Annotated in this window: 27 protein-coding genes; 18 read left to right on the forward strand and 9 right to left on the reverse strand. The window is 41.9% G+C overall.

All coding sequences use genetic code 11. From position 1 onward, the window contains the following. Window position 1 precedes the first annotated feature (1 nt). The 4 genes from GYM62_RS19790 to GYM62_RS19805 all read left to right on the forward strand — a co-directional run bounded on the left by GYM62_RS19790 (window position 2) and on the right by GYM62_RS19805 (window position 4,474). Entirely contained in the window at window positions 2–1,324 is a 1,323-nt protein-coding gene (locus GYM62_RS19790; protein ID WP_219957674.1) for a hypothetical protein, read from the forward strand. Next, window positions 1,324–2,610: a PQQ-binding-like beta-propeller repeat protein gene (locus GYM62_RS19795; protein ID WP_219957675.1), complete on the forward strand. Its 1,287-nt coding sequence runs from the start codon at window positions 1,324–1,326 to the stop codon at window positions 2,608–2,610. Before GYM62_RS19790 ends, GYM62_RS19795 begins: the two co-directional genes overlap by 1 nt. Before the next feature lie 28 nt (window positions 2,611–2,638). Then, window positions 2,639–3,268: an outer membrane beta-barrel protein gene (locus GYM62_RS19800; protein ID WP_219957676.1), complete on the forward strand. Its 630-nt coding sequence runs from the start codon at window positions 2,639–2,641 to the stop codon at window positions 3,266–3,268. A gap of 405 nt (window positions 3,269–3,673) precedes the next feature. Then, window positions 3,674–4,474, forward strand: a complete 801-nt coding sequence (locus GYM62_RS19805) for a glycoside hydrolase family 25 protein (RefSeq protein ID WP_219957677.1) — start codon at window positions 3,674–3,676, stop codon at window positions 4,472–4,474. Between the two features lie 44 nt (window positions 4,475–4,518). Here GYM62_RS19805 and GYM62_RS19810 read toward each other — a convergent pair whose 3' ends face one another. Beyond that, window positions 4,519–6,153: a sulfatase gene (locus GYM62_RS19810; protein WP_219957678.1), complete on the reverse strand. Its 1,635-nt coding sequence runs from the start codon at window positions 6,151–6,153 to the stop codon at window positions 4,519–4,521. A 170-nt stretch (window positions 6,154–6,323) separates the two neighbouring features. Then, on the reverse strand, window positions 6,324–6,464 hold the full coding sequence (locus tag GYM62_RS19815) for a hypothetical protein (protein ID WP_219957679.1): 141 nt from the start codon (window positions 6,462–6,464) through the stop codon (window positions 6,324–6,326). A gap of 348 nt (window positions 6,465–6,812) precedes the next feature. Here GYM62_RS19815 and GYM62_RS19820 point away from each other — a divergent pair, with 348 nt between their 5' ends. The 6 genes from GYM62_RS19820 (at window position 6,813) to GYM62_RS19845 (ending at window position 12,661) form a co-directional block, all read left to right on the forward strand. Beyond that, a complete protein-coding gene (locus GYM62_RS19820; protein ID WP_219957680.1) occupies window positions 6,813–8,321 on the forward strand; it encodes a Gfo/Idh/MocA family oxidoreductase in 1,509 nt (502 codons plus the stop codon). A 184-nt stretch (window positions 8,322–8,505) separates the two neighbouring features. Beyond that, window positions 8,506–9,441, forward strand: coding sequence for a TIM barrel protein (locus GYM62_RS19825; protein WP_144602162.1), 936 nt, complete (start codon window positions 8,506–8,508; stop codon window positions 9,439–9,441). 6 nt (window positions 9,442–9,447) lie between these two features. Continuing rightward, entirely contained in the window at window positions 9,448–9,810 is a 363-nt protein-coding gene (locus GYM62_RS19830; protein WP_144602161.1) for a glyoxalase/bleomycin resistance/extradiol dioxygenase family protein, read from the forward strand. Between the two features lie 9 nt (window positions 9,811–9,819). Continuing rightward, complete coding sequence (locus GYM62_RS19835) at window positions 9,820–11,625, forward strand: serine hydrolase (RefSeq protein WP_219957681.1); 1,806 nt, start codon at window positions 9,820–9,822, stop codon at window positions 11,623–11,625. Window positions 11,626–12,056: 431 nt separating this feature from the next. Continuing rightward, window positions 12,057–12,263, forward strand: a complete 207-nt coding sequence (locus GYM62_RS19840) for a type II toxin-antitoxin system VapB family antitoxin (RefSeq protein WP_144602159.1) — start codon at window positions 12,057–12,059, stop codon at window positions 12,261–12,263. Beyond that, window positions 12,263–12,661, forward strand: coding sequence for a PIN domain-containing protein (locus GYM62_RS19845; protein ID WP_219957682.1), 399 nt, complete (start codon window positions 12,263–12,265; stop codon window positions 12,659–12,661). The genes GYM62_RS19840 and GYM62_RS19845 overlap by 1 nt, the downstream gene beginning before the upstream one ends. A gap of 56 nt (window positions 12,662–12,717) precedes the next feature. Here the strand turns inward: GYM62_RS19845 and GYM62_RS19850 are convergent, their stop codons facing one another. Further along, on the reverse strand, window positions 12,718–13,497 hold the full coding sequence (locus GYM62_RS19850) for a hypothetical protein (RefSeq protein ID WP_219957683.1): 780 nt from the start codon (window positions 13,495–13,497) through the stop codon (window positions 12,718–12,720). A 38-nt stretch (window positions 13,498–13,535) separates the two neighbouring features. Here GYM62_RS19850 and GYM62_RS19855 point away from each other — a divergent pair, with 38 nt between their 5' ends. After that, window positions 13,536–13,739 (forward strand): hypothetical protein, encoded by a 204-nt coding sequence (locus tag GYM62_RS19855; protein WP_219957684.1) that lies wholly within the window; start codon window positions 13,536–13,538, stop codon window positions 13,737–13,739. A 321-nt stretch (window positions 13,740–14,060) separates the two neighbouring features. On the opposite strand, the gene GYM62_RS19860 is transcribed toward GYM62_RS19855, so the two are convergent. Further along, complete coding sequence (locus GYM62_RS19860) at window positions 14,061–14,663, reverse strand: hypothetical protein (RefSeq protein ID WP_219957685.1); 603 nt, start codon at window positions 14,661–14,663, stop codon at window positions 14,061–14,063. 141 nt (window positions 14,664–14,804) lie between these two features. On the opposite strand from GYM62_RS19860, the gene GYM62_RS19865 reads away from it, so the two are divergent. The 7 genes from GYM62_RS19865 to GYM62_RS19895 all read left to right on the forward strand — a co-directional run bounded on the left by GYM62_RS19865 (window position 14,805) and on the right by GYM62_RS19895 (window position 19,718). Further along, window positions 14,805–15,305, forward strand: coding sequence for an RNA polymerase sigma factor (locus GYM62_RS19865; protein ID WP_219957686.1), 501 nt, complete (start codon window positions 14,805–14,807; stop codon window positions 15,303–15,305). Then, on the forward strand, window positions 15,292–15,873 hold the full coding sequence (locus GYM62_RS19870) for a hypothetical protein (protein ID WP_219957687.1): 582 nt from the start codon (window positions 15,292–15,294) through the stop codon (window positions 15,871–15,873). Before GYM62_RS19865 ends, GYM62_RS19870 begins: the two co-directional genes overlap by 14 nt. A gap of 27 nt (window positions 15,874–15,900) precedes the next feature. Further along, window positions 15,901–16,800 (forward strand): AraC family transcriptional regulator, encoded by a 900-nt coding sequence (locus GYM62_RS19875; protein ID WP_219957688.1) that lies wholly within the window; start codon window positions 15,901–15,903, stop codon window positions 16,798–16,800. A 68-nt stretch (window positions 16,801–16,868) separates the two neighbouring features. After that, window positions 16,869–17,417 carry a carboxymuconolactone decarboxylase family protein gene (locus tag GYM62_RS19880; protein ID WP_219957689.1) on the forward strand — a complete coding sequence of 183 codons (549 nt, stop codon included), beginning with the start codon at window positions 16,869–16,871 and terminating at the stop codon, window positions 17,415–17,417. A gap of 84 nt (window positions 17,418–17,501) precedes the next feature. Next, a complete protein-coding gene (locus GYM62_RS19885; RefSeq protein ID WP_219957690.1) occupies window positions 17,502–17,891 on the forward strand; it encodes a VOC family protein in 390 nt (129 codons plus the stop codon). Window positions 17,892–18,079: 188 nt separating this feature from the next. Next, window positions 18,080–18,313 carry a VF530 family DNA-binding protein gene (locus GYM62_RS19890; RefSeq protein WP_219957691.1) on the forward strand — a complete coding sequence of 78 codons (234 nt, stop codon included), beginning with the start codon at window positions 18,080–18,082 and terminating at the stop codon, window positions 18,311–18,313. 211 nt (window positions 18,314–18,524) lie between these two features. Further along, window positions 18,525–19,718, forward strand: coding sequence for an ATP-binding protein (locus GYM62_RS19895; RefSeq protein WP_219957692.1), 1,194 nt, complete (start codon window positions 18,525–18,527; stop codon window positions 19,716–19,718). Window positions 19,719–19,904: 186 nt separating this feature from the next. Here the strand turns inward: GYM62_RS19895 and GYM62_RS19900 are convergent, their stop codons facing one another. The 5 genes from GYM62_RS19900 to gldA all read right to left on the reverse strand — a co-directional run bounded on the left by GYM62_RS19900 (window position 19,905) and on the right by gldA (window position 25,725). Further along, window positions 19,905–20,990: a 6-bladed beta-propeller gene (locus GYM62_RS19900; protein WP_219957693.1), complete on the reverse strand. Its 1,086-nt coding sequence runs from the start codon at window positions 20,988–20,990 to the stop codon at window positions 19,905–19,907. A gap of 182 nt (window positions 20,991–21,172) precedes the next feature. Beyond that, complete coding sequence (dnaN, locus tag GYM62_RS19905) at window positions 21,173–22,297, reverse strand: DNA polymerase III subunit beta (RefSeq protein ID WP_091651216.1); 1,125 nt, start codon at window positions 22,295–22,297, stop codon at window positions 21,173–21,175. 121 nt (window positions 22,298–22,418) lie between these two features. Beyond that, the gene (gene gldG, locus GYM62_RS19910) at window positions 22,419–24,107 is read right to left on the reverse strand and encodes a gliding motility-associated ABC transporter substrate-binding protein GldG (protein WP_219957694.1); all 1,689 of its coding nucleotides are present in this window, start codon (window positions 24,105–24,107) and stop codon (window positions 22,419–22,421) included. Next, on the reverse strand, window positions 24,104–24,823 hold the full coding sequence (gene gldF, locus GYM62_RS19915) for a gliding motility-associated ABC transporter permease subunit GldF (RefSeq protein WP_219957695.1): 720 nt from the start codon (window positions 24,821–24,823) through the stop codon (window positions 24,104–24,106). The genes gldG and gldF overlap by 4 nt, the downstream gene beginning before the upstream one ends. Next, window positions 24,820–25,725, reverse strand: coding sequence for a gliding motility-associated ABC transporter ATP-binding subunit GldA (gene gldA / locus GYM62_RS19920; RefSeq protein WP_219957696.1), 906 nt, complete (start codon window positions 25,723–25,725; stop codon window positions 24,820–24,822). Before gldA ends, gldF begins: the two co-directional genes overlap by 4 nt. Window positions 25,726–25,737: the final 12 nt, after the last annotated feature.

Genomic DNA, 25,737 nt, shown 5'->3' on the forward strand with positions numbered 1-25,737 from the left:
TATGAAAAAGTATTCAATATGTCCGTTTTTCTTCGTCTTTTTTCTGGCATTAGGACTGCAGGCACAAAATAAAAATACCTACTGGGTTCACGGACTCAACGATAACAGCACAGCCTGGCAGCATTATGCTTCTATATTTGAGGCCGAGCGTAGAATGAACAGTTCCCGACCATCCTATCCCTCCAGTTCTGGAGTTACTGCTTCGACTAGTTCTGTATCAAGCTTCATTCCTGTAAATTCTCAGAATATAGGAATCGGTCATAGTATGGGCGGGGTTGTACTGAGAAACTTAGACCGAGTCAGCCCTTCCTCCTCAAGGAGGATAAATGGGTTGATTACCATAGCAACTCCAAACTCGGGGGCAGGAATAGCCAATTCTTTTGAGGATAATAGTCTATATTCTGCAAGTCAAACCGCCTGTAACGATTTAAGTGCAGGTCCTCTCACTGAGCTTTTTGGGATTCCTTGGAACGTAGCAACTCTGAGTTTCACCTCGGCACTTGGGGCTAATTTAACCACCAGTAAAATCTGTGAACTGCTAATTACCAACGACTTATTGAGTCAATATGCTGGCTCTGCCCAGGCAAGAGCGGATTTGAAAATGGGAAGTCCTTTTCTATCTCAAATTGATAATTACAGTTCTTCCATCCCACGGCTTAGTATGATCGCACAGGAAAATAGGCCTGTACATTGGAGATTATTGAGTAGCACAATTACACGAAATAGTACTAATCCAAGCGATCAACTATTACCTGATGCGATTACCGGAGTTGAGGTTATTTACAATGGTTTTTTTGTTGCCAGAACTGCAGGTACAATTGTAAATGCGATTTTAGGATTTATTAATCCGGTGTTGTTTGTTCAGGCAGCCATCAACGCAAACAAGGCAGTGCAATGGAAAAAAGGAGTTGACTGGCTCAATGAAAGTGAGACAATCTGGAATGGACTTACCAAGTCCAGTAGAATGGAACCTGAAACCTATTGGGTATGGACTTGGGTCCCCTGTGAGGCTATCCCAGGTAAGCAACTATTAATAGATGATGTGGGTAGAGATCGTGATGAGTCCTGCGGCGAGTGGGGGTTTGTCGAGCGGACCCGACAGGTGATGGTCCATTATCCTTCCGACGGATTTATTCCCAGCTATAGTCAGGACATCTCTTCGCTTCCGGCTTCCAACCGATACTTTATCCAGGGTGCCAATCATATCGAGGTGCTGAATATGTCTAACAGCAAGCTGAATGGGCAGCCGAATGATGCAACGAGGGCTCGTCTTAATGAGGTCTTCAGAGATAGGGGAGATATATTTCTAACGCCTCCAAGATAATGAAACAGATTAGCTTAGGAGTTATTTGCCTCGCTTCCATCTTAGTCAGCTCCTGTTTCTTATGGGATAATGATGAATCCAAGCTAAAAAAAAATGAGGAAGGGGAAGTGATTTCCCTTCCTTATCTATGGAAAAAAAGTCTTCATCTTTTTGGACCAGAATTCAATGGAACCTTAAACTATCCAATTTATTCCGGCGGGAATCCAATCATTCCCATGACCAAAGGAACAAAAGGTAGAATGCTAACAATGGTCAATCCAAAAGATGGTAATACCCTTTGGGAATGGGATGATCGTTTCGTTCAAGCCACAGAAGAAATCCAAATAAGTAGAGCTCATCAATTCGCAAACCTTATAGTTTACACTAATGGAAGTCGAGTTTATGGAATTAATTTGGAATCAGGCCAAACTCAATGGAAAAGCAGGAATAATTTGGACAGGTCATTCTGGTCACATGTATATGGCAAAGATGAAGACTTTTATCTTTTCGGCAGATCCGATTCATTTCCCGACAGTATTGACCAAACGGTCATTTTCAAAGGGAATATCCTAAATGGGGAGTATGAAGAGTACCTGATCCCAAACTTTACGATGGACTATTTCTTTCCGGGTAATCGGATTGGGGATGTGACCGCAGCCCTGCCGGTGGATTTGGACGGAAAAGAGTATCTGGCAGTGGTCTGGCAGGAGCCTTTTTTTGAGTTCTTCTGGCAGTCCTACCTGGGGCTCTACGATCAGAGCACACGGGAGTGGATCTATGAGAAAGCCATCATCAATCCTGAGAAAAGCTTCAATGGAGTGCTGCTTAATCCTCCGGTGATTTATAAGGATAGAATCTATATGGCCGTGGGATTTGAGCTGGCCTGCCATGATCTCCGTAACGGACAGCAGTACTGGCGAAAGAAATTTGACGGGGAGATTTTCTTCTCCAACTTCCTGATCGAAGAGGATATGGTCATCGTAAACAATGAGGATCAATACGTCTATGCGCTTGACCCCATGACCGGTAATCAGCTCTGGAAGACTCGGGGCTCGGGTACTAGCAGCAAAATGAGCTATATGAATGGGGTGGTCTATTTCAACGGGGGAGCAAGCGGCAGGCTCCATGCGATAGATATCCGGGAGGGAAAGACTGTTTGGAAGATCGATCCCAAACTGATCGGAGAATTTCCCAATGAGATATTCTGGGGAACGGCTATATATACCCTCCCAGGAGAAAACGGAAAGAAGGGAAAAGTGATCTCTCTGACAGGTAATAATGCCTATTGCTTTGAAGCGTATAGGTAGGTAGAATCAAAACAAAATTAATTACAAAATGAAGAATATTTGGATTTTATTGTTTCTTAATCTTTTTGCAATAGGGGCAATGGCTCAAACGGAAAAAGGAAAACTGTTCTTCAGTGCGGGAACCTCCTTGGGTATCGGTCAAAGTGATGGCCTGATGGGTCTGGCATTTAATCGCTCCACTTTGGAGTTAGCTGATGGAAGTGAATTGGAAGACAGGACGAGCTCTTTTTTTATTTCTTCGAAAGGAGGATACTTTATCACCGACCGGTTTGCGACAGGTTTAGAGTTGGCCCTTTCGACAAGTAGTGGTAGCACCGAGACCGGCGGAGTGGAGCTTAAATCCACCTCTTCCTTTTTTGGGGTCGGTCCATTTGCCCGGTATTATTTCTCATCTAAAAAAATTATTCCCTTTGCAGAAATCAATACTCTTTTTGGAACAAGGAATCAGGAGACATCAGGATCAGGCCTTGAAACCGACACTAAGTTCGGAGTATCCAATGCGGGGGGAGGTTTAGGTTTGGCCTTTCTTTTGGGCGAAAGAAGTTCGTTTGACCTTATGGCCAGTTATAATGCTACTTCGCTCAAGGAAAACGATTTGGATTTGACAACACCACAAAGTGCTTTTGGACTTAAATTTGGATTTACTATATTCTTTTAGTGGTTTTATTAGTTTGGTTAACACAAAAAGGAAACTTGATTCTCGAGTATTGAATAAGGAGTAAAAATCGACCTGGATTTTGGCCCTTGGGAATCGGCAGCTTTTGAGATAAAGTAGAGGTTTAGGTCTGGATGCTATAGACTTAAAGTTTTGGGCTTAGAAATACCGAAGCAACCAGAATCAGTAAGGATCTGACTTCAACACTTTAAGCCTTTCCGGCTTTGCAAGAAGTGTATTCAAGCATTGCCAAATCCCAATATCCAATAAAACCTGAGATCTAATTCAATCCTTTATGGGGCGAGCCAGATTCCGTCTGTCTAATCTGACCTAAATCACTTGGACTCGCTAAGAGGTCTTTCGAATTAAATATTCTTTTTTCATATTTACGAGAGTTTTAATTCTTCTATGCCCCGAAAGAAAAATTCAGGTTTTTGGTCTTGGATCATCGTTGTTTTATTTTTTCTCTTAGTTGGTATCGGTCTTTTTCTTTCGACATTTCAAAAGAAGATCAATCGGAGTTTAGGTGAGTATACTAGAAGCGCCCCTCCTTACAGAGAGGAACTGAAGCTGCAGCACGTTTTTAGAAATTTTCCAGCAGGCATTTTGGGAATAGATGTCAGTCAATATCAAGGCAGGATTAATTTTGCGGGGCTCCAATTACAACTTGAAAATCATCGTGTACAATTTGTTTTCGTGAGAGCAACAATGGGCGAAGATGGGATAGATGCAAGATTCCAACAGAATTGGAAAGGCTTTTCTAATTTACCTGTGAAAAGAGGAGCATATCATTATTACCGCCCAAATGAAAATAGTAGTAAACAAGCTCAAAACTTCATCAGAAATACCAAGCTTGTTAAAGGGGATTTGATTCCTGTGCTGGATATTGAAAAGCACAGTACTATCCAGCCCAAGGAAAAATTAAGAGAGGGTCTGAAGAATTGGTTAAAAATCGTGGAGGCTCATTACAAGGTAAAACCCATGATTTATACTGGAGATAAGTTTTTCTGGGATGTACTGCACAATCAGGGATTTGATCAATATCCAATTTGGGTTGCTAATTATAATCGAGTTCAAGAGCCTCAAACCCGCGGGTGGTTGATTTGGCAGTTTACAGAGAAGGGAAGCCTTCCAGGTATTGGGGAACAAATTGATCTCAATATTTGGAGGGGAGATCAAACTGACTTGGAACAGATGATTATACCCTAAAATAAAATTTGGTATATAATTCATCTAAAAGCCGGACGGATAACCTAATCCAACTTTCTGGAAACCTCCGCCGCCTCAAAGCCTATTCGGTGGCTATTCACATATAATGAATCTCCTACCACCGCCTCAAAAGGCTCGGTGTATATCTTCCAAGTCTCGCCACTGGAATTTCTCCATCCGATCAGAGCTGAAGGTGTAGGGCAAGTAAGAGTAACCATTCCTTCGGAGAAACTTACCTCAGCCTCGGCAGTGACGGGAGGGTTTTCTCCTCCATTCCACCAGCTTCGTACCATTTCCATTTCATTCATTTCACCCTTGTCCCCGTACTTCACAACCCAATCCTCATGTGCTTTGCGTAGCTCAGCAAGCTTTTCTGCGTAGTCCGGATTACCTACCAGATTGGTAAATTCCCAAGGGTCAGATTGGGTGTCGTACAATTCTTCATCGGGTTTGCTTTGGGCAAACCAGCGGGCTTGATTTTCATTTAGTTCTCCTTGCTTATTCAGTTCCAAAAGGTGACCCATCAAGGGGTTTTGAAGTCGATATTGAATATTCTGATAATTGGGCTTCTCTGGCATGTAATTTCGGATGTATTTAAATCTCCCGTCTGAAACAGCTCTAACCCGATCGTATTCACTATCCATACGATCCCGAGCTGCATAGACATATTTCCGAGGTTCTGCTTTCTGAGGTCCCAAAAACGCCTGACCCTGCATCGTCTCGGGGATTGGAATTCCCGCAAGCGAAAGTACAGTAGGCCCAAAATCCACAAAACTGACCAGCTCCTCGGTTTTCGTCCCGCCTTTTATCCAAGGAGCTTTGACCAACAAAGGCACTTTCAAACCCCGATCGTACAATTCCCGCTTGAAATAGGGCATCCCATCACCATGGTCAGAGTAAAAGAAAATGATGGTATTCTCATAGAGCCCATCCTCCTTGAGCTGGGCAATAACTTCTCCCACCTGCTGATCCATCCGCATCACATTGGTAATAAATCGGGCAATAGTCCTTCTGGTCAGGGAATCATCGGGGTACACAGGGGGGACTGTTACTTTTTTTGGATCGACCAACAGGCTATCCTTTCCTTCCCGTGCCCAAACCTGAGACTCATGAGTAATGGTAAAGTTGAAAATGGAGAAAAACGGCTGATCGGGATCTTTGCGGTTTCTCCAATGAGCCTTATTGCCACTTTCATTCCACATGGTCACCGGGCTTTGAAACTGGTAATCTTCCTTGGAATTGTTGCTGGTGTAATAGCCATTGAGCCGGAGATATTCTGGATAGGTGCGCATACCTTCTGGCAATACAACGGAATAACTTTTAAACCCAGGAGGATAGGCATCTAAGGCGTTGGCAGACATTCCGGTGGTTCGCATATGCATGGCGCCAATGGAACTCTGATATGCTCCGGTGATCAAAGCTGCCCTGCTGGGAGCACAGACTCCTGCTGTGGAAAAGGCATTTTGGTATTGTAAGGATTCGGCTGCCAAAGCATTCAAGTGTGGCGTCTTTCCACCTGTGCCTCCATAAGATTCCAAATGCTCGGGAGACATATCCTCACAAACGATCCAGACAATATTGGGACGCTTGGGATTTGTTATTTGGCTGGGTTCTGAGGATTGTTTCTGACAGGAGAAAAGAACAGAACTGATCAGGGTGAGGAAGAAAAGCTTTTGCATGACAGAAGTATTTAACTTCATAAGATAAGCTTTTCCGATAAATTTTTAGCCTGCGTCAGAGTAGGTCAGAAAGTCAAAGATTGGCAGCTCAAGAAAAAGCAAAGTCCTTGGATGGTTAATAGGATTTTGCCCAGCTTTTGGAACAGAAGGGGGGCCAGCAATAGAATTACTTAATACGCTCTCCACCCGTCTACAATTCCTTGCTTAATATCCGGATAGTTCCAAATCAAAAGAAATAAAAGCCCGAGAACCAAAATAACTTTCCAGTTTTGGATGATTCCCTTTTCGATTCTTTTCAAAGAAGTAGTCATAAGTGTTAATTAACTAAGGGATTTTGAAATTTGCTTAAACTAAAATACAACGGACTAGAGCAACTGGCGAAGAAAAATACAGCAGCGAATATTTTAATGGATCAAATCCGTTTTTTGATTATTCTGACATTTTACCTAGATTCTTTGAATGACTTTATAGAACCCTCCAAGGGTTTACCTTTTTTGGTTTATGACGTATCAATTTTGTCAATATTGAAAAAATAAAAACCCTTGGAGGCTTGTATTAGTGATAGTCAAGCCTTTGCCAGCAAATGATCTTAGAGGGATAAGCAAACTTTTTTAATCGGAATTCCCTAAATTCCATTTCAAACCCAAAAGACCTAAACCATGTCAAAGATCAACCGTCGCGATTTTCTGGCCTCTACCGCCACCTTCGCCGCCTCTTTTAGTATTGTGCCGTCTAATGTGATTGCTGGACTAGGGAAAATCCCTCCCTCCGATCAATTGACGGTAGCCAATATTGGTTGCGGAACTCAAGGCTTACGGGAAATGGGATCACTTTTACAAAATCCTAAAGTTCGGGTGGTCGCCGTCTGCGATGTGAATAAATTTTCCACCGATTACATCGATTGGTCTCCTCACGGCATCCGAAACGATATCCGAGAAACCCTTGGTGACGATACTTGGTGGGAAGGAAAACCCGGAATCCCAGGAGGGCGGGACATAGGACAGGAATATGTGGAGAGGTTTTATGCCAAAAATAAGCCTTCTGGCAAATACAAGGGTTGCGCTAGCTATGAGGATTATCGGGAGCTTTTTGCTAAAGAAAAAAAAGGAATCGACGCTGTCAAAATCATGACTCCCGACCATACTCATGCGCCGATTGCTTTGGCAGCTATGGATCAGAGAATGCATGTGGTCACACACAAACCCATCGCCAACCGACTTTTGGAAGGTAGAAAAGTCATCCAAAAGGCGAAAGATACCGGATTAGTTACTCATCTTCTGGCATGGTCGGACAGACCTGAATACCGACAGATTAAAGCCTGGATGGATTCGGGATTGATCGGCGAATTGAAGGAAATCCACAACTGGTCCTATCGCCCTGTCTGGCAGCAGTGGACCAAGAGACCTTCAGAAGCTCAAGCTATTCCAGAGGGATTGAATTGGGAGCTTTGGCTTGGGCCTGTGCCGGATATCCCTTATCACAAAAACTATACGCATAACGTCTTCCGGGGCTGGTATGAATTCGGCGGAGGATCGGTGGCGGATATGGGGCATTACAGCTTATTTCCGCTTTTTGAAACCTTGGGCATTGATCGAAGTCCTGTTTCCGCTCGGGCTTTTGGCACTACTACCCGTGAGGAAATCAATCAGGTCTATCAGTGGGTAAAGAATGACGTCGCCTTTCCGGCTAGCTGCACTATTAAATGGAATTTTCCTGCCCAAGCCTCACTACCTGCATTTGACCTTTTTTGGTATGATGGGGGAATGAAGCCCTTTGCCTGTGAAGAATTGGAAGTCGATGGAAAAGACACTCCCGAGGAAGGTTTATTGATCCTGGGTTCTAAAGGAAAAATCCTGGGAGGGTTCCGAGGAGAAAATCCGGTGCTTTTACCGGAAAGTACCATGATGGCAGACCGAGATTCCGAACGGATTAATTCCCGGGAAGTAGACCGTAAAACCGACCAATGGGTAGATGCCATGCTGGAAAAGCGACAGACCCCGGGGAGCTTTACCCGAGCCCAGTGCATTACTGATACGATTAATTTGGGAGCTGTAGCGCTTCGAGCTGGCAAAAAGGTTGAATTCGACGCCAACTTGGTCAAGATCACCAATGATGAAGAGGCCAATCGCTTGCTGACAAGGGAATATCGAGCTGGATGGGAGTTTTAATTAAGCTGAAGGCTAAAGTGATAAATCTGAAAAGTAGGCAGAAGGCAGGTTCTGAGTTCTCGCCACAAACTACCATTCAGTCTGCCAGCATATTATCCAAATACTTCAAAGCAATCTTCTTCAAAAATCTTAACTTATCCTATTCCTTTTACTACTAACTCAAAAACCATTAACCCAATTCCCTATGACCAATAGAAGAACCTTCCTCAAAACTTCCAGTTTGGCCGCAACCGCCCTTGGCTTGGGCCTTCCTCAATTGACTTTAGCCAAAAATAAGTCCGACCTCTTGTTTAAAATCTCCCTGGCGGAATGGTCGGTCAACAGACTCCTTTTCTCTAAGCAACTGGATCATTTGGATTTTCCTTTGGAAGCTAAAAAGCATGGCATCCAGGCCGTGGAGTATGTGAACCAGTTTTTTATGGACAAAGCCCAGGATCAGACCTATTTGAAAGAAATGAATACCCGCTGCGAAAATGAAGGGATTACTCAGGTTCTGATTATGGTAGATAGGGAGGGGATGTTGGGAGCTCGATCCGATGCAGACCGGAAAGAAGCCGTGGAAAAACATAAAAAATGGATAGAGGCTGCAAAATTTTTGGGATGTCATACTGTACGAGTTAACGGCTACTCAGATATTGCCTGGTCGGAAAACCCTGCTGATGCGACCGAAGCATCCAAATTGGTAACCGACGGCATTCGGCAGCTTTGTGAATTTGCGGCTCCTTATGGGACCCATATCGTGATCGAAAACCACGGAGGATTTTCCTCCAATGGAAAATGGCTGGCAGAAACTATCCGGAATGTTCAACATCCATTGGCGGGAACCCTTCCAGATTTCGGGAACTTTAGAATTGGAGCAGTGGATGGAAATCAAGTTTCTTACGATTCCTATCGAGGTGTAGACGAACTCATGCCACTGGCTACCGGAGTGAGTCTCAAGCCGAAAGTTTGGGATGATGCCGGAAATGAGTCTGAATTGGACTATGAGCGGATGATGAAAATCGTTCTTTCCCATGACTATCACGGCTATGTAGGCATTGAACATGGAGAGCGGGATAGAGAGTGGGAAAGCATCGTGGAAATCCGGGAGATTTTGGAAAGATTACAACAAACACTTTGACATATCGTGACCACTGAGTTTCTCCAAGCAGTCCCTGTCCTTCCCTCCCAGAATATCGAAAGAGATGTGGAATGGTATAGCAATAACTTGGGATTCAGTAGGGAGTTTGGAGATGGGATGTATGCAGGAATTAGGCTAAATGAGATTTGGCTTCATCTTCAATGGCATGCTGATACTCCTGAGGACCCCTTGTTGGGGGGATCAGTCGTCCGGATTTTTGTAAAAAACATCCAAACCTATTTCGAAGCTTTAGTCACCAAAGGAGTGATCCCTCCAGATAAGCTTCGCTTGAATACTCCTTGGGGAACCCATGAATTTGGCCTGTATGACCTGAATCAAAATGCTATCTTTTTTGTAGAAGACCTTTAATACCCACTTATGAAAAAATTATTAACTCCGATTCTGATCCTACTATCGATTTCCTTCGGTTACGGACAGAGTAAAAATTTTAATTTTAAACAACTCGAAACCGAACTCGAAAAAGCCCGCATTGCGCTGAATACGCCAGGTTTTGCTGTAGCTATTGTTCAAAAGGATAAAATCGTCTATGCCAAAGGATTTGGCTACAAGGATGTAGAAAATCAGGTTCCGGTAACTGAAAACACCCTTTTTGCCATCGGTTCCTCTTCCAAGGCCTTTACATCGGCAGTTTTGGGTGTTTTGAGAAAGGATGAAAAAATCGACTTTGACGAGAGGCCCAGCAAATACATTCCAGAACTCCGGTTCGCAGAACCCTGGATGAATGAACAAATCATCGTCAAGGATTTGATGGCCCATCGGACCGGGTTGCCTAGGCATGACTTTTCCTGGTTTATGTTTCCTTCCGAGTCTAAATCCGAACTGATCAAGCGCATCGAATTCCAGGAGCCTTTCACCGGATTGCGGCAACAGTGGTATTACAATAACTGGATGTTTTTCCTCCAAGGAGAAATCGGTGCCCGACTCACGGGCAAAAGCTGGGAGCAGAATGTCAAGGAACTCTTTTTTGATAAACTGGGCATGACCCGAAGCAATTTCCGCATTCCGGAGATGGAAAAGGAGGCAGACAAATCCTTTGGCTACTCGGTGGACTTGGATGGAAAAACCAAGCGGATGGATTACTACAATATCGCAGCTATGGGTCCTGCAGGAGCGATCAACTCCAGCGTGTCCGAAATGTCCAACTGGCTCATCACCTGGATCAACGGTGGGAAATTCAAGGGCGAACAAATCATCCCCGAAGACTACGTCAAGGAAGCGATGAGTGCCCAGATGGTGGTGTCTGCTGGCACCCCTTCCAAAGAGCATCCCGATGTACAGTTTTCCAACTATGGCTATGGCTGGTTTTTGGCCTCTTACCGAGGTCACTACCGGGTGGAGCATGGGGGAAATATCGACGGATTTTCAGCTTCCGCCTCCTTCTTCCCTATAGACAGTCTGGGAATCATGATTCTGACCAATCAAAATGGCTCTCCCCTTCCCAATGTCGTCCGGAATATGATTGCCGATCGCATGCTGAATCTGGAGCCTGCAGATTGGTTGGGCGAGACTGTCAAGCGACTCGAGGAAGCCAAAGAAGCACAAGCCAAAGCCAAAGCGGCTGCCGACTCTACGGCCAAAGCCAGCCTGACCAAACCTTCCCACATACTGATGGACTATACCGGCACTTACGAACATCCCGGCTACGGCAAGATGGAGATTGACCTGAAAAATGATACGCTCTTTTTGCAGACGGGGCTCTTGGGTGGTTTTTTGGAGCACAAAGACTACGACGCGTTCAATTTGTTTTTGATCTACCAAGGCGAACCGAATCGAGATAATCCTTTTGTCTTGCAGTTTGTCAGCAATATGACTGGAGATATCTCTGGTCTAAAAGCTTCATTAGAACCTGCCTTGGATCCGATCGAATTTAAGCGGACTCCGAAGGAAAATGAGCTTTCGGTAGATGACTTGAAAAAGTACGAAGGAGCCTATCTCCTGATGGGCGTGCAGGAAGTGAAGATTTACATCAAGGAGGAAAAACTCTATGCCTTTGTGCCCGGTCAGCCTGAGTACGAACTGGTCAATATCGGGGAACACGAGTTTAACCTGAAGGTGCTGGAAGGCTTCAAAGTCAAGTTTGAGGAAAAAGACGGGGAAATCATCGCCGTGAGCTTTGTTCAGCCGAATGGAACGTTTAGAGGGGAGAGGAAAAAAGTGGAGTAAGTCAGAAAGCTAAAATCAGAAAGCTGAAAAAACGCAAGAACCTTTGAGGTGTCATTTCGAAAGAGGAACTAGCTCTTCGAGATTTGCAATCTCGAAGCTTGATCGGAAGATTTTTAATCTTCAAAGGGGAAATTATATTACCCAAATTCTGCCAATCGAATGGGCCCTTTTCTTATCCCGTAGAAATCTCCGGCACTGCTATTCAGATATCCAGCTCTTCGAGATTTGCAATCTCGAAGCTCTATCTGGAGATTTTTAATCTCTAAATCCAAATTCTTTTTTAAAACACAAACTAATAGGTGTACCCGGATTAAAAATCCTATGATCGTGGTTCAGGATTACAAATCCTGAACAGCTGAGACCTCGAAGGTTTTATATATTGAAACAATTATACGATCAATCATCGTATATTAGGGCAAAATCTGATTACAATGAAAGTAACTGCCTTGATATCTGATGAGTTGATTGCCGAAGCCATGGAGCTTTCTAAGGCGAAAAACATCAGCGAAACGCTCCGAATAGCTTTGGAGGAATATATTGCTACTCAAAAAATTAGATCCGCTGCTCAGGAAATTGTGGCTGAACCCCTAGACTTTTATTGGACGGCAGAGGAACTTAGGAATAAAAACAATTCTTAATGGGCGTAATCTTTGACACTTCCATTTGGATTGAGTATTTCAAAGCCAATCCATCTTATTTCTCAAGCTGCCAGAGTCTTTTAGACCAACGATCAGTTTGGACCTTGAATATCATTTTTGGGGAATTGGTCCAGGGAGCAAGAGGGAAAAGAGAAATGGAAATACTGGACATTTTTTATCAAAACACACCAAAAATCAAAGATTCAAATCTTGGATACCACGCAGGCCTTTTTTCCCAAAAATACAAACTGTTGAATCAGGGAATAGGCCTTATTGACACTGTCATTATTTTAGCGTGTCTGGAAAACGGACTGCAACTTTGGTCTTTGGATAAAAAGATCAATCGTTTTTTGGAGGAATATTATTCAGCTCATGTCTTTGCTCATCCAGGAAGCTAACCTTTGAGGTCTTTTTGACCTCGAAGGTTTCAAACATTGACTTTAATTTTTGCAATTTAAAACTTCGGGATACCAACAAAATACAAATCAAATCCACCCAATCCACCGGGACGGTTGGAGGAGAAAATCATCAATTGATTTTCAAATTCCCAAGCGTCCGATACCACAGGTCGGTATTCATCGAATTCGGAATTGACTTTGGGGCCAAAGTTTTCCGGCTCGGTCCAGCCATCTCCGCTGCGAAACGAGTAATACAAATCGTAGCCTCCATATCCTCCCGGACGGTCTGAGGAAAATACCAGCATATCCCCATAGACAAATGGCATGTGGTCATTAGACGTGGTATTGATCCCGATTTTTTGGATTTCCTTTTCTTCGGCACTTTGAAGGAATTCCAGCACGGACCCGCTTGCCGGAAGATCCACCTCATAAATATCAAATACCCCATCCCGATCCGAGCTGAATAGCATTTTTTCAGGTCGGCCTTGGCTTTCTACTCCAGCACCTTTCAAATAATCGCCTCCATAAAAGGAGGGGTACATTTCACTCGATCCATTTTCCATTAGTCTCAAAGATGCCTCAGCACCATCGATCTCCTGTGAGTTAGCTTCTCGGGGTTCGGAAAGAATGGAATAAACGCCCTCGGAATTGTCCCGGCTAAAAAGCAAAATTTCTCCAGCTTCCGAATCAATGAAGGTGTAAGGACCTTTTTCATTGAAATTCGTTTCCGTTTTTCTCACCCAATCTCTCAACCAAGTATCAAAAAGAGTATTTCCTTGATCTACTCTTAAGAATCCCTCTGATTTATCCCAATAAAATCCAAGATTAGATTCCACCAAATTAAAGTGATTGGGTTGGGAATTAATTCGATTGGATGAAAAAAACAATTTTAAATCCAAATGTGATTGCAGGTATGTCTGAGTTAACATCATCAAATGGGGAATTGATTACTGACAAATTGGTCGCTTCCTCTGGAAAAATACCGATAGGGTATTTGTTTTGGTTACAGGAGAGACAGCAAACACCTAGAGCAAATAAAACTATTGACTTTTTCATCGTAGACCAGTTATCACTTTAAGACCATTATTATTATTTGTTCCTGATGATCCATAGGTCGGAAAAATTAGAAGTTAAAGACTAAAAGTTAAAAAAATATTCTCTTAAATCAACTAAAAAATCAAAAGTTTAATCATTTTTTAATACCTATTTTTCTTGGATAAAGCATATTTATAATTTGCTCTCAGCTCTTCGAGATTTGTAATCTCGAAGCTCGATCAGAAGATTTTTATTCACTAAATCCCAATTCTCTTTAAAACAGAGACTAAAAGATGTATCCGGATTGAAAATCCTAGGATCCTGGTTCAGGATTGCAAATCCTGAACAGCTGATTTTTGAAACCTCAAAGGATTGCTGCCTGATTACCTTGCCCGATTTTTAATCGATAATCCCTCACCAATCCCAGCCCCAAAATCCCCAAACAGCCCGAAACAAAAGCAGGGATCAGTCCGATCATTTCTGGGAAGTAAATGGAAAGGATCCACGATCCAAATGGAATCAGCCCGGCAAAAAACCCAAACCAATTGGTCTTATAATACCAGGCATAGGGAAAGAAATGTGCTCCGGTGATGATGGCATAACCCAAGGCAAAGTATTCAGGCTTATTTCCCAAAAGGATAAATAGAAAAGGGAAATAAAAGAGTTGAGCCAGGTTGAAAATCATCCCAACCTTATTCAGGGGATTTCCTTCCACATTCCAAGCCGTTTTCATGATTTTCCCGAAGCCCCATGCCAGTGGGAGCATTAGTCCAGAAATAGAAAAAGTGAGAATACTTTGATTGTACAAGCTCAACTCAAGATTCCAGATCACTGCAATTCCTGCCCAGATTAATGCCGCTCCAAAAATAAAATTGATTCCATTTTTACAGCGTATACTTAGTTCGGTTCTCCACTCGTCGAGCAAATCTAATTGGTGTGCGTTCATGGTTTTCGTAGTCGTTTTCATTTTTTGTGATTTTTAAGGCTTAGAGTGTGCCCCCTTCAGATTGTTACAGATTTCTAGATTTTTTCTATTGGAGAAAAAATTTTCGGATTTTGTAACAATACCCAAGAAGCATACTCTAATAATTAGCCATCGAAAAAAGCCTTGAGCAGCAGCAAAGAAGAAAAACTATTCAAAACCCGATTTGAGGAACACAAGGATGCGGTCTTCCGGCTCTGCTTGGGCTATTTCAGACAAGACAGTGCCTTGGCTGAGGACGCCTTACAAGAAACCTTCGTAAAAGCTTGGATTCACAGAAAGCAATTCCGAGAGGAAGCGAATTGGCAAACCTGGATTTATCGAATTGCCGTGAATACCTGCTTGCTTCATTTGAAAAAAGAAAAGAAAGAAGCCCAAAAAGCAATGGAATTAGCGATTCAACCTCAGTCGGAATACGATCCTGAAAAGGAGCAACAGATTCAACGCATGTATGCCTGCATTGATCAGCTCAGCCCTCAAAATCGACTACTTATATTGATGGTGTTGGAGGGCATCCCTTACGCCACCATTGAAGAAACCTTGGGCCTGAGTTCGGAAAATCTTCGCGTCAAAATTCATCGAATCAAAAAACAACTTTATCCCTGTATCAGCCATGGAAACACTTGATCCCCTTCAGTCGATTTATAATTCACAAGTTAAAAAGTCTCCCACACTACAGGCAGACCAAATACTGAGTTTGGCCAAGTCAGCTCTCAAAAAGCTGAAAAAAGACCAATATTGGACTATAGGAATCTTATCGACCACATTGCTTGTCTTAGCTTTCTTCTTTTATGAAATTGGTCAATTTGGAGATTGGAAATTGATCATGGGACTTTCGCTGATGCTTGGCTCCCTCGGGATTCGGGTATTCTTGGAGTTGTGGAGTCGCTTTCAGCTCCGTCAGCTCCAACCTCATCAGGCTACGGCTGTTTTTGTGGAAAAAGTCCGCCGATACTATGAAAACCGCAAAAGAATTCAATTTGTATGGACGCCCATCATTTATCTGACCTATGGAATTGGGCTTAGCTTCTTTTTGATTGCTATTCAACCCCATCTCTCTTTCGCTTTCTTTGTGTATTGCCTGGTCACCGGTTTAGGGTTTTGGCTGGGATTTATTTGGGTGATCCGAAAAAGCTATCAAAAAGAGCGTGAAACTTTGAATCAATTGGGAATGATCACTAAAGAGGGGCATTGATCATCTTTTTCAAAAAGAAGTCCAAAATTGGAATCAAATACCGCTCAATCTGGTTTTAAAGAGATGATTTTTAATGGACCCACAGGTGAATTTTTGCAACTGGAATGTATTCCTGAAACGAGCTGTACTGTAGTCCCCAATCAGGGGAAATCTGAGCTTGCTTTTTTATGGATTTTGGAAAAATCCGAGTTGATTATTGACGGAGCTTGTTTGTCTTTCGAAGCGGACCAAATCCTTTGCCTCACTGAATTCCATAAATTGTCCGTCAAAAGCCTTCCAAAAGCACGTATGGTAAGGTTCAATAGACCCTTTTTCTGCATTCTGGATCATGATTCCGAAGTGGGCTGCAAGGGGATTCTCTTCTACGGCTCATCCAAGCTCCCGGTGATCGAGTTGGATGCTGAGAATAAAGCCAAACTGGAAGCACTATGGGGAGTTTTTCAGATGGAAATCCGGGAGGAGCCAGACTCGCTGCAACTCGAAATGCTACAAATGCTTTTGAAACGAATGCTCATTCTCTGCACAAGACTTTACAGCCAACAATCTGAATTGCAAAAGCTAGATCACCAAAAATCCGATTTGATCCGGGAGTTTAACTTTTTGGTTGAAATGCACTTCCGATGCAAACACCAAGTGGCGGATTATGCCGAATTGCTTTTCAAATCACCCAAAACGATCAGTAATGCCTTTTCCAAACTGGGAGCCAAAAGTCCCTTGAGCTATATCCATGACCGGATAATTTTGGAAGGCCGAAGGCTTTTGGGCTACACCGACAAGCCCATAAGCGAGATTGGCTACGAGCTGGGCTTTGAAGATGTGCAGAGCTTCAGCCGCTTTTTTAAAAATAATGAGGGTCTTTCTCCCTCCGACTTCAGAGAAAACCTCCGATTGGGAAAAATTGCCAACTCCTCGGGAAAAACGGACTAACCCCGCCTTACCTTAGCCCTGCATCTTTGTATTGTTAATTTATTTCAACCAAAAAAAACAATACCACGATGAAAAATTTCACAGTACCAACCCGAGCAGAAGTATCAGAAAAAAATCAGGAGATTTTAGCAGGTTTGGAAAAGGCTGTAGGATTTGTGCCTAATTTATATTCCTACTATTCTAAAAGTGATACAGCATTAGCTGATTATTTGGCCTTGGCAAATAGAAAAACCAGCTTAAAGGCAAAAGAAAAAGAAGTTGTGAACTTGGTTGTAAGCCAAGTAAATGGCTGTGAGTATTGCCAGTCTGCGCATACTGCCATTGGAAAAATGAATGGTTTCTCTGATGAGCAAATTTTAGAATTAAGAAAAGGATCTGCCTCTTTTGATTCTAAATTGGATGCATTGGTCAAATTAGCGAAATCAATAACAGTTAATAGAGGATCTGCTTCGAAGGAAGTTGTTCAAGGTTTTTTTGATGCTGGTTATAGTGAAATCACTTTGATCGATGTGGTTATCTTAATTGCTGATAAAACTATTTCCAACTATATCCACAATTTGGCACAATTCCCAATAGATTTTCCAGCTGCACCTAAGTTGGAAGAAGTGGAAGCATAATTTTTGAAAACATAAAGATTGGAAAGAGGTCAACTTATTAGGTTGGCCTTTTTTTATGCCATCAGGTATGATTTAATTTGAAACATGAAGCAACAACTCGGACAAATTTCTCTCTTAGTCAAAGACTACGACGAAGCGATCACCTACTATACTCATGTTTTGGGCTTTGAACTTTTGGAGGACACCCAACTTTCCGAAACCAAGCGATGGGTTCGAGTGTCACCTCCGGGTTCGAGCTGTCATCTGCTTTTGGCTAAGGCAGCGAATGAGGCCCAAGAAAAGCAAATCGGAATGCAGGCAGGAGGAAGAGTAATGTTTTTCTTGTATACCGATGACTTTTATCGAGATTATGAAAACTACATTTCCAAAGGTGTGGAATTTATCCGGGAGCCTGCCAAAGAGGAATTCGGAATCGTTTCGGTTTTCAAAGACCTTTATGGAAATTTATGGGATTTGATACAGCCGGTGAAGTAGACAGTGATCAATAGGCAGTTTGCAGTAAGCAGTAGGCAGTGTCCAGTAGGCCGGTGGGCAGAAGTACAAATGATAGAAAGTTGTCCTGCTTTTCTGAAGGCAGGATTTATAAATCCAATGAAATAGTCCAGCTTCTAACGAAGCGAGATAACAATAACTTATAACTAATTCCTAATAACTCTAACCCTTTGGAACATCAACCTAACAATCCTCTTCACGGGATTCGACTCGATACCATCTTGGAGCAATTGGTGGCACATTATGGCTGGAAAGAACTCGGAGAGCGGATTACCATACGTTGCTTTACGCATAACCCTTCCATCAAGTCCAGTCTATCTTTTCTGAGAAAAACTCCCTGGGCCAGAGAAAGAGTGAAGGGTTTGTATTTGAAAATGGTGAGAGATACTAAAAAGAACCTTTGAGGTCTTTTCCCAGACCTCGAAGGTTTAATCTCCGATCTATCTTTTTTACGAAAACAATATTTTTGATTTTAATAAACAACTTCAATCTGGAAAATCAGAAAACCGAAATGGATCTGCCAAAGTAGCTCGGCCAAAAGAAAATGACTTTATATATTTTTTGTGGTTTTAAAACAATAAAATTTGTATTTTTATGTAGTTTTAAAACTTCATTATGCAAGTATTGATTGATTTTCAGGATTCATTGCTGCTGGCAATAAAAGAGGATTTTCAAAGGTTTTTGAGTAAAAAGATCAATTGGAATCAGCGAATGATTGGTATTAAAGGACCAAGGGGTGCAGGAAAGACCACACTCATGCTTCAGCACCTCAAATTCACCTTATCCAAAAATCAGGTAAATGGCCTATATGTCACAGCAGATCATCCTTGGTTTTATCAAAATACTTTATTGGATACTGCTATGAGTTGGTTTCAGAAGGGAGGCCAAGTTTTATTGATAGATGAAGTGCACAAATACCCCAATTGGTCGAGGGAACTGAAGAATATTTATGATGGGTTACCCCAGCTTCAGGTGATTTTTTCAGCCTCTTCTGCCTTGGATATTTATCGAGGAGAATCGGACCTAAGCAGACGGGTAATTAGTTACTCCCTACCTGGATTATCCTTCAGGGAATACCTTAAGCTATCTGAGGTGGTTGACTTTCCTTCTTTTTCCCTTGAGGATCTACAAAAAAGGCATCGGGAAATAAGCCAAGAAGTAATTTCAAAATTCCGTCCATTGCCCCATTTTGAAAAATACCTCAGCAGAGGATACCTCCCAGTTTTTATAGAAGGTGAACATGAGTATGGATCTAAACTCGAACAAATAATCAATACAGTAGTAGACACAGACCTGGCCTATATCTCTTCCTATAATGCCGGCACAGCCGCTAAGGTCAAAAAATTACTTGGAGTGATTGCTGAATCTGCCCCCTTCAAACCCAATGTTTCGGCTATTTCCGCTAAACTAAGTATTTCTAGAGATCGGATTTTAGAGCATATCTATCAGTTGAAAGATGCAAGAATTCTAAACGTTTTACTTACAAAAGGCAAAGGAATCTCAAGATTACAAAAACCGGATAAATTATATCTTGAAAACACAAACCTTTCTTTTGCCATCAACTCCTCCCCGGATAAAGGAGCTCTTCGAGAGACTTTCCTCCTAAATCAGTTGCTGAATGCAGGATACGAAGTGTTTGAGCCCAAAAAAGGAGACTTTTGGGTGAATGGATTAACTTTAGAAGTGGGTGGGAAAAACAAATCCTCCAAACAAGTCATCAGTGAAGAAAAATATTTGATAGCTAGTGATGATATAGAAACTGGCTGGGGAGAAAAGGTTCCATTATGGCTTTTTGGGTTCCTATATTAAAAAATCAGGATCTAAAGACAAGATTATCCGATTCATTTTTGCTGCCATCCCTGAGCCAGAGAAAGAGTGGAGGGTTTGTATCTGAAAATGGTGAGAGATACGAAAAAGAACCTTTGAGGTCTTTTCTCAGACCTCGAAGGTTTAAATCATCACTAGAGATGAGGAATTTTAGTAAATCGATTGATTTTAATCTTTAAGCTCCAAACAATAGATAAAATAGGAGTTTGCATAATCATTGGATAATCTATGTTTAAAGGAATCCGGTAGCCTATCGGAATTCTCTAGAATCCGTTCTCCGGAAACACCAAAATACAATATTCCATCCTCTACAAACTGAGGGGCAAATAGGTTGATCCCAGAAATTGAATTGTCGACCAAACCACGATAGATTTTCAATTCACCAGAATTAAAATCCAATAAACCCAAAGCTTGATTCCCTTTTTGACTCAGTCCAAATAGTATTCTATTCCCATTCAAACCATAGATTTCACCTAGTAAGTAGCTGTATTTCTTTTCATTGAAAAGCTGAAGCATATCCATTGCACCTTGAATTTGGGAAAATCGATCTTTTGTTACAGCATTTGCTCCAAAATCTACCTGAAATAGCGGTTTGAAATCGACTTGATCCCAAATGTAAATTGTATCATTAAATGCCTGAGAGAATAGTGTTTTTCCATTCCAATTGGAAAAAGGTGAGAAAGTCTGGTTGTAAAAGCGGTACCGGTTTTTATCAATGGGTAAATAGGATTTGGAACTACTGAAACCGTAGCTTACAATGTCCCATTCTCCATCATCTATACCATTTGTGTACGCTATTGTATTTGAATCTTTTCTGAAATGAACTTTAGCCTTGAAAGGTAGTTTCTCTGTTCCAGTCTCTTCTAATTCTTCATTTAACCAAGTGATTTGCTGGCCATAGGTGATTATTCCAATACTATCATTTTGAGTAATGATTTGGGTAATTGCGTTGGCATTCAATTTATCATCAAATCCAAAATCAATACTTTTTCGTACCGCGCCACTCTTTTCTATCTGATGAAGACTAAATACAATTCCTTCTTCAAACAAATAAAAATAATGATCAGATTTGCGGATAGTTGGGGTACCAGAAATTGGATACTTCGTTTTGACCTCAATGATTTCCAAGCTTTTTCCTATTTCAGAGACTAATAGCGACTTATCTACTTGTATAGGAGTAAATGAAAATTGATCAGTCTTATTTGCACAGGAGAAAAAGATAAAAAGCAAAATGAAGATTAAATTTCTCCACATATTCTATTAATTAAAAATGATCTTGGAAGATGTTTCAAATCTTTGAAAGAATCAAGTCAAGGATCTAAAGTAACTTTTGACGAACCCTCCAAGGGTTTAAAATCCCTTGGAGGGTTACAAAAAAGCCCGATTCCACAAATGCAGAACCGGGCTTTAAGCTATAGGGTTGTTTGGTTGATTAATTACACGTAATTGTTGAGCATTACAGGCATTACGAGCATCAGGATATCTTCATTTTCGTCCTGCTCAGCTGGCAAAATCAAACCTGCTCTATTTGGTGCGGAGAACTTCAGGCTGACTTCTTTGCAAGAAAGATTGTTCAACATTTCCACCAAGAATTTGGCGTTGAATCCGATTTCGATATCCTCTCCATCATGCTCGCAAGATAATCTCTCATTTGCCTCATTAGAGAAATCCAAATCCTCCGCAGAGATCATCAATTCGGATCCGGTCAATTTCAATCTCACCTGATGTGTGGTCTTATTGGCATAAATCGCGATACGACGAAGTGAGCTTAATAAGTCCTGACGATCGATGGTCATGATGTTTGGATTGTCCGCAGGAATTACGTTTTCATAATCCGGGAATCTCTCATCAATCAGACGGCAGATCATTTTAATATTGTTGAACTTGAAGTAGGCGTTCGATTGGTTAAATTCCACACTTACCGGTACATTTTCGGATGGTAAAGTGGATTTTAGAAGATTGAGTGCTTTTCTTGGAATAATTAAGCTCGCAGGACTGGAAGAAGCCACGTCCACTCTTCTATAGCGTATCAATCTGTGACCGTCAGTTGCTACAAAAGTAGTATTGGTATCGCTAAGGTTGATATATACACCAGTCATTGCAGGTCTCAATTCATCAGAACTGGTCGCGAAAATGGTATTGGAAACAGCACTGGAAAGTACCTCTGTGGACATATCCACAGTAGTCGCATTATTGACAGTTGGGATTTTTGGAAAGTCTGTGGCATTCTCTCCAGCCAATCTATAGCGTCCATTATCAGAGCTGATTTCCACAGCATAAGTGTCATGATCTATGCTGAAAGTTACAGGCTGCTCCGGAAGGTTTTTCAACGTTTCGATCAAAATCCTTGCAGGTACTGCGATATTTCCGTCTTCTTTGGCTTCTACGTTGATTTCAGTAATCATTGACGTTTGAAGGTCCGAAGCAGTGATCGTCAATAAACTGTCTTTGATTTCAAAAAGAAAATTTTCCAAAATCGGAACTACCGGATTGGTGGTGACTACACCATTGATCGCCGAAAGCTGCTTTAAAAGGGCAGAAGAGGAAACAATAAATTTCATATCGTAGGGCTTAGTTGTATTTTACTTTTGGAATGGGAGTAAATTTATAAATAAAATCGGATTGAAAAGTCCGTAAACGCTTTTCATATACAAATATTATCTTGATTTCTTGAAATTAAAGCTAGATAGTTTTTTTAGAAAACTTTCTAACTCTCCAAGTAGAGATCAATCCTCCCGCAATCAGCAATATCAGGACGGGCACCAAAACATTGATGGTCTGCCAAAAACTTTTTTGCTGAGCCACCTTTACTTTATTCAATGGTCGAATTTGGAAAGCTTTGTTTCTGGAAGCAATAATCCCTTCTGGATTAATTAAATATTGAGAAAGATTCCTCAGGAATAATTTATTGGCAAAAACCAGTTGATTGAATGGATCGTCTCCCAATGTCAGCATTCCACCCGAAACTGGGTCCTTTTGACTTTGAAATACCTCGCCATCTCCAATTACCACCACTTTGCCTGATCCATTTTCTTTGAAATTCTCCTTGGCAAATTCTTCAGGAATAAACCTATTTTTAAACAAGGAGGTGAAATCCCCTTCCAATAAGTAGGCTAAAGGAAGGTTTCGAGTAGCAAATTGATCCACGTCAGGCTCTTCCTGCATATCCCGAAAAGCGACTCTGGCTGGAGCCGGGAGAATTCTCGCGAAATCTGAGCTAAACAGCAAAGGAGTCTTGCGAATTCCCTGAGCCAATACAGTATCCAAACTACTAACAAATCGCATGTACACCACATCTAAGCCTTTGGTGATAGGATGTTGCTGCATTCTGCTGGCCTGAATATAAAATGGCCAAGGTAAAGGGACTAATTGTTCCTGATTCCCAAAATTCCCGCCCATAACAGGGAAATAGCCAAAGTTCAAATCTTGAATCAAATCTTTATTGATTCGGACTCCATATTTGAAAAGGAGGTTTTCCAAGCCGTTTTCAAAAGGCATTGCTAATGTTCCTTCCCCTCCTGCCTGGTTGATATCTACAGCAACCCCATCGCTCAAAATGACCAGATTACCACCCCGCATCACATATTGGTCCAGCAGATAAACTTCTCTTTCTGTGTAGGATTCTCGCGGACCTTGAATGAAAATGATTTGAAAATTGATGAGGTCCTCTACTGTTCGGGCTTGTTCCAAGGGTACTTTGAAAATCTCAAAATCACCATCTAAAGCTTCTACCAGACCATATCCATCATCTTCCGCCATTTCTCCATGGCCGATGAGCATAGCGATGGCTGCAGAGCTAGGCTGACTTAGTTTTCTGATAGCATTGCTTAATTCAAATTCAAGATTTTCGATGGATTGATTCAGGATTTGTTCCTGACTCATTCCCTCTTCGCCTTTCAATACCAAAGCACCGGTTTCAAATTCTTCATTGTAGACTAGAATTCCGGGGAAAATCAATTGACTTTTCTGCCCTGCATTTTGATTAACCATCAAGTTGGTCGGGTTGATTCCGTAATCTGCCAATTGAACCACAAACTCCTGCTGCTCCTCTGCCGGCAAACTCAATGGGTCGAAATAGGAAAAAGTTATTTTTTCGCTGCTGTATGCATTAAAGGTTCTTACAGTTTCTTCGATAGATTTTTGAAGCCTCCTCATTCCACCCGGAAGCTGATCTCCGACCAGTAATATCTCCACATGAAGAGGGGTTTCTAGCTGCGCCAAAACTTCCTCCGTGGCCGGGTGAAGTGAGTACCGTTTATCATCCGTCAAATCAAGTCTGAAACGAAGCAGCTGGCTTGTTGCAACCAAAAGCAGTAGTCCTCCAAGCAGGATTCCCCAAGATTTGGTGATATGTCCGAAATACCGACTCATTTATTTTTCAATACTAAAATGGAGGCTCCCAAAAACAGCCAAATCATCCCTGCCAAAAAGAAGAGATCAGAGGAGTCAATCACTCCACGGCTCAGATTGACATAATGATAACTGAGGCTGATCTCTTCTATCCAATAAGAAATAGCTCCCAGCTGCAAATCAGCAATTGCCGTGAAGCCAAAGTAGATCAGAAAGCAAAGAAAAACTCCCAATACAAATGCGACCACCTGTTGAGAGGTTAGTGCGGAAGCGAAAATTCCCACAGCACCAAAGACGGCACCGATCATCAATAACCCAATCCAGCTTCCAAAAAAGCCGGCTTGATCCAAATTACCAATCGGATCGCCTAGCTGAACAATACTGATATAATAGAGCAGGGTAGGCAGTACGGCCAAAATAATTAGGCAAAGCAATGCTAAATATTTGGCTATAATAATTTGAGTCAGTGAAAGTGGCGCAGTTCTTAATAGCTCCCACGTTTGGTTTCTTTTTTCCTCAGCAATGGCACGCATGGAAAGCGCTGGGATCAAAAAAGTAAACACGTAAGGAGTGTAAGTAAATAAGGGCTCCAAATCGGCATAGCCATATTCCAAGACGCTGGTTTCGGGGAAAACCCAAACGATCAAGCCTATGGCGACAAGAAACAAGGCTAGAATCAAATAGCCAAGGAGACTACCGAAAAAAGCATTGATTTCCTTAATGAATAGGCTTTTCATCTTGTGATTTCCCGGAATAGTTCTTCTAAATTTTTCTTGCTTTGGCTCAGGTTAACCAAGTTAAGATTTCGCTCTGAGACAACTCCCAAGATAGCTTTTCTTCCAGCGTTGGGATCTGATACCTGAATTTGAATTTCATTCGGACCTTTCCTTCCAAAAGTGACTTTTCCAATAGTTGAAAACCAATCAAGCTGAAGCTCTTCCTCAGTTTCCAAGGATAAGGTGCTTTGTTGATTTCCAGACTGTAAATTTTGCAAGGAGTCCGCGGCCAATATTTTTCCCTTATTGATGATGACCACATCTTGGCAGATAGCTTCCACTTCCTGCATGATATGGGTGGAGAGAATCAATGTTTTTTCTCTTGCAACCTCCTGAATCAACTTGCGAATTTCTACAAGTTGGTTGGGGTCCAGCCCGGTGGTAGGTTCATCCAAGATCACTACCTGAGGATCATGAATTAAGGCTTTGGCTAATCCTACCCTTTGTTGATAACCTTTTGAAAGCTGGGAGATTTTTTTGTGTTGTTCTGGAATCAAACCTGTTTTATCCAGCATTTCTGCTAGCCGGCTTTTGAGTTGTGAACCAGAAAGACCATAAAGTCCGCCAGCAAAGGATAAAAACTCTTTTACATACATATCCTGGTAGAGCGGGTTTTTTTCGGGCAAATAACCAATCAGAGGGCTCACTTCTTTAGGATTAGTCAAGGCATCTTTTCCCATGACCTGAACATTACCGCTTTCTGCGGCTAAATATCCAGTAATAATTTTCATGGTAGTGGATTTGCCAGCGCCATTTGGTCCAAGAAATCCAAGAATTCTCCCAGGCGAAGCAGAAAAAGTTACCTGATCCAAGGCCTTTTGAGAACCGTAATTCTTACATAAGTGAGAGACTTCTAAGGACATAGGCTATAAAAG

This window comes from Algoriphagus sp. NBT04N3 (assembly GCF_019443765.1).
In the GTDB taxonomy this organism is placed as follows: Bacteria; Bacteroidota; Bacteroidia; order Cytophagales; family Cyclobacteriaceae; genus Algoriphagus; species Algoriphagus ornithinivorans.